We start from the raw sequence: 6,502 nt of genomic DNA, 5'->3' as shown, positions 1-6,502 counted from the left end.
GCGGGATCCTTGGCACATTCCTGGTACTGCGCCGCCGTGCCCTGGCCAGCGATGCGCTCAGCCACGCCACCCTGCCGGGCATTACTACAGCGTTCCTGATCGCCCTGGCTGTCGGGTGGAATCCCCGCTCCCTGCCCCTGCTGCTGGCCGGCGCCCTGATCAGCGGCCTTTTCGGTGTAGCTGTTCTCCAGGCGCTGGCCCGCTGGACCCGCCTGACCGAGGACACCGCCACAGGCATCGTCCTCAGTGTCTTTTTCGGCATTGGTATCGTGATGCTCAGCCATATCCAGTCTCTGGATGCAGGCGGCCAGGCAGGCCTGAAATCCTTTATCCTGGGCCAGACAGCGGCCATGTCGGCCCGTGACGTGCAGATCATCACCGTGTTCGCAGCCCTGGCTGTGGCTGTGGTCCTGCTGCTGTTCAAGGAATTCCGGCTGGTCATCTTCGACCCGGCCTTTGCGCGGGAGCAGGGCTGGCCGGTCCAGTTCCTCGACCTGGTGCTGATGGCCCTGGTGGCGCTGGTGGTTGTCCTGGGACTGCAGGCCGTGGGACTGCTGCTCAGCGTCGCGCTGCTGGTCATTCCCGCCTGCGCTGCAAGGTTCTGGACAGACCGCTTGTCTGTTATGGTTTTTCTGGCGGGACTGATCGGGGCCCTCAGCGGCTATACCGGCACAGCCCTGTCATCCCTGTTCCCGGATATTCCCACCGGCGCCATTATCGTTCTGGTGGCCGGCGTCCTGTTCCTGGCCAGCTTTCTGGCCCACACCGTCCGGAGAAGAACAGCGTCATGATCCCGGCGGATTTCCTCCAGATCGACCTGCCCGCCATCATGGCCGCTGTGCTGGCATGTCTGGCCTGCTCCGTGGCCGGCACCTTTCTGGTTCTGCGACGGCAGAGCCTGATGGGTGATGCCATCTCCCACGCCATCCTGCCCGGAATCGTTCTGGGGTTTTTGATAGCCGGTACCCGGGCGACCATGCCCATGATGGCCGGATCGCTGGCCGCAGCGCTGATCGCCGCCCTGATGATCGAGCTTCTGCGCCACCGGGCCCGCATGGAGGCCGGCGCGGCCATGGGTGTGACCTTCACCATCCTGTTTGCCTTCGGAATCCTGCTGATCGAGCAGGCCGCCGCGCGGTCGGTGGACCTGGATGCGGACTGCGTCCTGTATGGCCAGCTTGAGGATATCCTGTGGCTGGCGCCGCGGCGGTGGTCAGACCTGCTGTCCGCCAGGACGTGGCTGGACCTGCCCCGCGAGGTGGTAACCCTGGCCTGTGTGTCGGCCGCCATCGCTGGCGTGACAGTCCTGTTCTTCAAGGAAATCACCGTGGCGATTTTTGACCCTGTCCTGTCCACCATGCTGGGCTTTCGCACCGGCCTGGTCCATCTGGGACTGACAGGCCTTGCCGCCATCGCCGCCGTCGCCTCGTTCGAGGCTGTGGGCTCAATCCTGGTCATCGCCATGCTGATCTGTCCGCCCGCCACGGCCCGCCTTCTGACCGACCGGCTGAAGACCCAGATCTGGCTGTCCGCTGTTATCGGCATGGCGTGCGGAACCGTCGGCTATATCCTGGCCGCCTGGGGACCGTTCTGGCTGGGCGGTAATGCCTCCCTTAACGCCGCGGGCATGATCGCCGTCACAGCCGGTCTGGTGCTGGGCCTGACCGTTCTGCTGGCTCCGCGATATGGGGTACTTTTTCGCCCACGAAAGATCTGATAGGCTTGGCCCCGATGTCAAAATCTTCGGACTTTGAGCCAGGGCTGGAAATGGTCTTTTTCGGACGGCTGGTCCGCCTTCCGCCTTCCGTGACGCGCGCCCACTGGGACAGCTTTGCCGCCGGCCTTGCAGAAGCCGCACAGCACATGGCGGCAAGCCCGCACCAGCGCATTCCCCGCGGACGCTCCCCTGCGCATTACAAAAGTCTGGTCACAGACATCCTGGCCCTGTGGCATCTGGCCCGGGAATATGGGCCCCAGATATCCCTGCTGGATCTGATCGGCCACATCCGGACACTGGATGCCGTCAGCCGGGCGGACCAGGACGGGATCAGCCTGTGGACGGGACCGGCCCTTGAGGATGCCGCGGCCTGGACCCGGGAAGAACGGGACGCTTTCCGCAAAACCTCTTCCGCAGACCTGGCGGAAAAGGCGATCAATATTGCCAGGGCCTGGGCCCTGGACACGCAGGAGGTCAAGGCCCTGCCCTCCCTTCTGCAGGACCGCAGCGTGGGTTCCCTGCGCCATCTTTCCCCCGATATGGTCCTGCGCATTCTGGACGGCGTCTCCCAGTTCGAGGCCAAACCCGGTGTTCTCGCCGCCATTGCCAGATCCTTCCGCCGGGCGCTGGAGGTCCTGTGCCCCGAGCTTCCCCTGCCGCTGGGCAGCGAGGGCCTGATCATCACCATGCCGCTGGCTCTGCCGGAAATGCGGGACTGGGGCCTGGAACCGGCTGCAGCCCCGCGCCAGAAACCGGACCAGAAGCCCCGGCCCGTGCACCGCCCGCGCGGCCCCTCTGCGCGTCGCTGAAACAGGCCTGAAAAAGAAAACCCCCTCTCACGAAGAAAAGGGGGAAGGTTCCGGAAACCTGACAGGAGGAAATGTCAGAAGCTTCTGGTCTGGCTGCTGAAACCGCTGTCACCAAGCAGGGCGATATTCACCGCTACCTCGCGTCCGTTAAACCGGCGGTCCAGCTCATAGGAAACGCGTTTGCCTTCGGGCAGGTGGCTGATCCCCGAGGCCTGCAGCGCCGTCACATGGACGAACACGTCGGAATTGTTGTCCGGACGGGTAGCCTCGGGAATGATGAAACCATATCCCTTGCCCTGGTTGAACCACTTCACAGTCCCTGTAGGCATCTGTATCTCCCTTGAACCATCTTGCACAGGAAGAAAGCCTATCGAAACCGGAGCGGCGAACGCAATTCCGCAGAGGCCGTAACTCAGTGGGCATAGGACAGGGGATATAGAAAACCTCAAAAACCCGTTCCCGAAACCCGCTGCCGTCAGCGGATTGCCACCGTCTTTCGGGAACCGGAGCGCAGCGTACGTTACAGTACGTGAGCACAGGAAGCGGGGAAAGACAAGGCAGGACGCCATGGCAGTCAGGGTTTGGGGGCGGGTTTTCACATATCCGTATAGTTCGGCCCACCCCCACCCTCTGGTACCACCCAGGTAATGTTCTGCGTCGGGTCCTTGATGTCGCAGGTCTTGCAGTGGACGCAGTTCTGGGCGTTGATCTGCAGGCGCGGGGCATTGCCGGGAATGTCGCAGACAATCTCGTACACGCCGGCGGGGCAGTACCGCTGTTCCGGCGCATCGTACAGGGCCAGGTTGACCTCGATCGCTACCTTTGGGTCCGCCAGCTTCAGGTGACAGGGCTGGTTTTCCTCGTGGTTTGTACCCGACAGAAACACCGAGGACATTTTATCGAACGTCACAACGCCGTCGGGCTTCGGATACAGGATTTTCGGGCACTGGTCCGCCCGTTTCAGCTGCAGGTGGTCCGCATGGTTGCGCAGGGTCCAGGGCGCCCTGCCCCGCAACAGCATCGCATCCACCGCCGCGTGAACCATGCCGGGCCACAGGCCCCTGTGGAACCCGGGCCGGATGTTGCGTACGCGGTACAGCTCGTCCCACACCCAGGATTTTTTCAGCCGCTCGGGATAGGCCGTAACCTCCGGCCCCGCCCCCTCTCCGGCCAGATGGTCGAACAGGGCCTCGGCCGCCACCATGCCGGACTTCATGGCCGTGTGGTTGCCCTTGATTTTGGGCACGTTCAGGAACCCGGCCGCATCGCCCACAATCAGCCCGCCGGGGAATGTGAGACGGGGAACGGACTGGAGGCCCCCCTCAACCAGCGCGCGGGATCCATAGCCGATCCGCCGCCCACCCTCGAAAACCGGCCGGATGGACGGATGCAGCTTGAACCGCTGGAATTCGTCATAGGGCGACAGGTGCGGGTTCCGGTAGTCCAGCCCGACCACAAAGCCCACGGATACCCTGTTCCCTTCCAGATGATACATCCACGATCCGCCATAGGTGCCGCGGTCCAGCGGCCAGCCGACCGTGTGGATCACCAGGCCGGGTTTGTGCCGGGCCGGATCAATCTCCCACAGCTCCTTGATGCCGATGCCATACGTCTGGGGATCTGATCCCTCGTCCAGCCGGAAGCACTTCAGCAGGGTTTTGGTCAGCGACCCGCGGCACCCCTCGGCAAAAACAGTCTGCCGGGCCCGAAGCTCCACGCCTGGCTGCCAATGCGACGTTTTCTGGCCATCCCGGCCGATTCCCCTATCGCCCGTGGCCACGCCGCATACATAGCCACGCTCGTCATACAGTACCTCGGCCGCGGCAAAGCCGGGGTAGATCTCCACCCCCAGCGCCTCGGCCTGCTGCGCCAGCCACTGCCCCAGCCGCCCCAGGCTGATGATGTAATTCCCGTGATTGCGCATCTGCGGCAGCAGTGGCAGACGTACGGCCCGCCGCCGGGTCAGGAACAGCATGCGGTCAGTGGTCACGGGGGTATCCAGCGGCGCGTCCCTGTCTTTCCAGTCCGGGAAAAGCTCATCCAGCGCCCGGGGCTCCAGAATCCCGCCAGCCAGCAGGTGGGCTCCCACGGCCGCTCCCTTCTCGATCACGCAGACCCGCAGATCCCGGCCTTTTTCCAGGGCCAGCTGCCTCAGGCGGATGGCCGTGGACAGGCCCGACGGCCCGGCGCCCACAATGACCACGTCGTACGTCATGACCTCGCGCTGCATGGCACTATCCTCTTTCTTTATGCGTTTATAGTGCGGGGTGTTCAGGGGCCTGTAAAGATGCTTTGGACCTTGGTATAAGGCATCCATGTCTGAAACCGTTCCCCTGAATCCCCGGGATGCGCTGCGCTGGTACCTCGCTATCGGCGTGGATGAGTCCATCGCAACAGATCCGGTCAACTGGACAGCCCTGGCTGCAGCAGCCCCGTCCGTCCAGCCTGCCCGGACAGAGGGAGAGGTCATGGCAAAAAGAAAGACGGCGCCTGTGGCCGCACCGCCTGCAGAGCTGCCGCCCATGGCCGCCTCGGCCCGCGACCGGGCGAGGCAGGCCGGAACGCTGGAGGATCTGCGCCAGGCACTGGCGGACTTTGACGGCTGTGCCCTGAAAAAAACCGCCACGAATCTGGTGTTTGCGGACGGTATTCCTGGTGCTCCCGTCATGCTGGTAGGGGAAGCCCCGGGTGAGGACGAGGACCGGCAGGGAAAACCCTTTGTGGGCGTCAGCGGCCAGCTTCTGGACCGCATGCTGGCCTGCGTGGGCCTCAGCCGCCAGAGCAACGTATACATCACAAACGTCCTGCCTTGGCGACCGCCCGGCAACCGCCAGCCCACCGAGACCGAGATTGCTGCCTGCCTGCCCTTCCTGCAGCGGCATATCGAACTGGTGAAGCCGGCCGTGGTGATGGTTCTGGGTGGCACCGCGGCCAAAAGCCTTCTGGGCCGGGCCGAGGGCATTACCAGAATACGCGGCCGCTGGATGGACTATGACCTGGGCGACGGCCAGAGCGTCCCCCTGTTGCCCACATATCACCCGGCCTATCTGCTGCGCACCCCGGCGCAGAAGCGCATGGCCTGGAGAGACCTTCTGGCGCTGAAAAAACGCCTTTCTGACCAGGGACTGCTATCATGAATACTGCTGAAACTCCCCCATCCTGCCCGGAGTGCCGCAAGCCGGCCGGCCTGTGCGTCTGCGCGACGCTGGAGCCTGTTACTACTGACATTACCTGCGTCATCCTGCAGCATCCCCGGGAACAGGACGAGGTTCTGGGAACAGCGCTGATGGCTCACCGCATGCTGCCCGGCTCGGTCCTGAAAACGGGCCTGTCCTGGCCGGGGCTGGCGAAGATCCTGGGCCAGCCCGTGGACATGAAAGCCTGGGGCGTCCTGTATCTGGGAACCGTGGCCGGCGGCGGGGCCGGAACTCCCCTGCCCCTGGCGGCGGTGGACAGCAAGAGCGGCCAGCCGCTGCCCGACCAGGGAAACACCCTGAAGGGCCTGGAAGGAATCATTGTGCTGGACGGCACATGGGCACAGGCCAAGACCCTGTGGTGGCGCAATCCCTGGCTGCTCAAGGCCCGACGCCTGATCCTGAACCCGAACCACGGTTCGCTGTACGGTGGGCTGCGCCGCGAACCGCGCAAGGCCAGCCTGTCGACGCTGGAGGCCGTGGCCTTCACCCTGTCCCGGCTGGAAAACCGCCCAGAGCTTTATGAACAGCTGACACAGCCCCTGAAAACGTTCATCGAGGCTTTCCGGCTGAAAAACCCGACTGCCGCTGAAAAACCCGCTGCCAACCGCAGACGGCGCCCTTTCCGGCGGAAAAAACGGGACTGACTTGTTATGCGTCTTGGTAATGGGCTATTTAATTGGACGAATAGCGAACAAGATTCGCGCTTCATCGCTTGGCGAACTCCATGCCTTCATGAACATATCCCATGCGATTTCACTGGCCTCGGTTGCGGGAGGTCC

7 protein-coding genes are annotated in these 6,502 nt (G+C 63.7%); 5 read left to right on the top strand and 2 right to left on the bottom strand.

All coding sequences use genetic code 11. The annotated features are described in order from the left end of the window. From M3O22_08190 to M3O22_08180, 3 genes are all read left to right on the top strand, one after another. A partial coding sequence (locus M3O22_08190; GenBank protein MDP9196723.1) for a metal ABC transporter permease occupies positions 1–791 on the top strand: 791 nt, incomplete at its 5' end. Next, a complete protein-coding gene (locus tag M3O22_08185) occupies positions 788–1,717 on the top strand; it encodes a metal ABC transporter permease (protein MDP9196722.1) in 930 nt (309 codons plus the stop codon). The genes M3O22_08190 and M3O22_08185, both read left to right, overlap by 4 nt. A gap of 14 nt (positions 1,718–1,731) precedes the next feature. Beyond that, entirely contained in the window at positions 1,732–2,526 is a 795-nt protein-coding gene (locus M3O22_08180; protein ID MDP9196721.1) for a hypothetical protein, read from the top strand. Positions 2,527–2,600: 74 nt separating this feature from the next. Here the strand turns inward: M3O22_08180 and M3O22_08175 are convergent, their stop codons facing one another. Together M3O22_08175 and M3O22_08170 are read right to left on the bottom strand one after the other, a co-directional pair. After that, a complete protein-coding gene (locus M3O22_08175; protein MDP9196720.1) occupies positions 2,601–2,855 on the bottom strand; it encodes a cold shock domain-containing protein in 255 nt (84 codons plus the stop codon). A gap of 266 nt (positions 2,856–3,121) precedes the next feature. Further along, positions 3,122–4,756, bottom strand: coding sequence for an electron transfer flavoprotein-ubiquinone oxidoreductase (locus M3O22_08170; protein ID MDP9196719.1), 1,635 nt, complete (start codon positions 4,754–4,756; stop codon positions 3,122–3,124). A gap of 85 nt (positions 4,757–4,841) precedes the next feature. On the opposite strand from M3O22_08170, the gene M3O22_08165 reads away from it, so the two are divergent. Together M3O22_08165 and M3O22_08160 are read left to right on the top strand one after the other, a co-directional pair. After that, positions 4,842–5,663, top strand: coding sequence for a uracil-DNA glycosylase (locus tag M3O22_08165; GenBank protein ID MDP9196718.1), 822 nt, complete (start codon positions 4,842–4,844; stop codon positions 5,661–5,663). Beyond that, on the top strand, positions 5,660–6,367 hold the full coding sequence (locus tag M3O22_08160; GenBank protein MDP9196717.1) for a DTW domain-containing protein: 708 nt from the start codon (positions 5,660–5,662) through the stop codon (positions 6,365–6,367). The genes M3O22_08165 and M3O22_08160 overlap by 4 nt, the downstream gene beginning before the upstream one ends. Positions 6,368–6,502: the final 135 nt, after the last annotated feature.

This window comes from Pseudomonadota bacterium (assembly GCA_030775045.1).
Taxonomy (GTDB): domain Bacteria; phylum Pseudomonadota; class Alphaproteobacteria; order JALYJY01; family JALYJY01; genus JALYJY01.
The sequence above is the reverse complement of the archived record's forward strand: the minus strand, read 5'-3'. Positions and strand labels throughout refer to the sequence as shown.

Bases quoted from the DNA above. Each gene is read 5' to 3' on its own strand.
- M3O22_08185 (MDP9196722.1), top strand. From the start codon at position 788: ATGATCCCGGCGGATTTCCTCCAGATCGACCTGCCCGCCATCATGGCC.
- M3O22_08180 (MDP9196721.1), top strand. From the start codon at position 1,732: ATGTCAAAATCTTCGGACTTTGAGCCAGGGCTGGAAATGGTCTTTTTC.
- M3O22_08175 (MDP9196720.1), bottom strand. From the start codon at position 2,855: ATGCCTACAGGGACTGTGAAGTGGTTCAACCAGGGCAAGGGATATGGT.
- M3O22_08170 (MDP9196719.1), bottom strand. From the start codon at position 4,756: ATGCAGCGCGAGGTCATGACGTACGACGTGGTCATTGTGGGCGCCGGG.
- M3O22_08165 (MDP9196718.1), top strand. From the start codon at position 4,842: ATGTCTGAAACCGTTCCCCTGAATCCCCGGGATGCGCTGCGCTGGTAC.
- M3O22_08160 (MDP9196717.1), top strand. From the start codon at position 5,660: ATGAATACTGCTGAAACTCCCCCATCCTGCCCGGAGTGCCGCAAGCCG.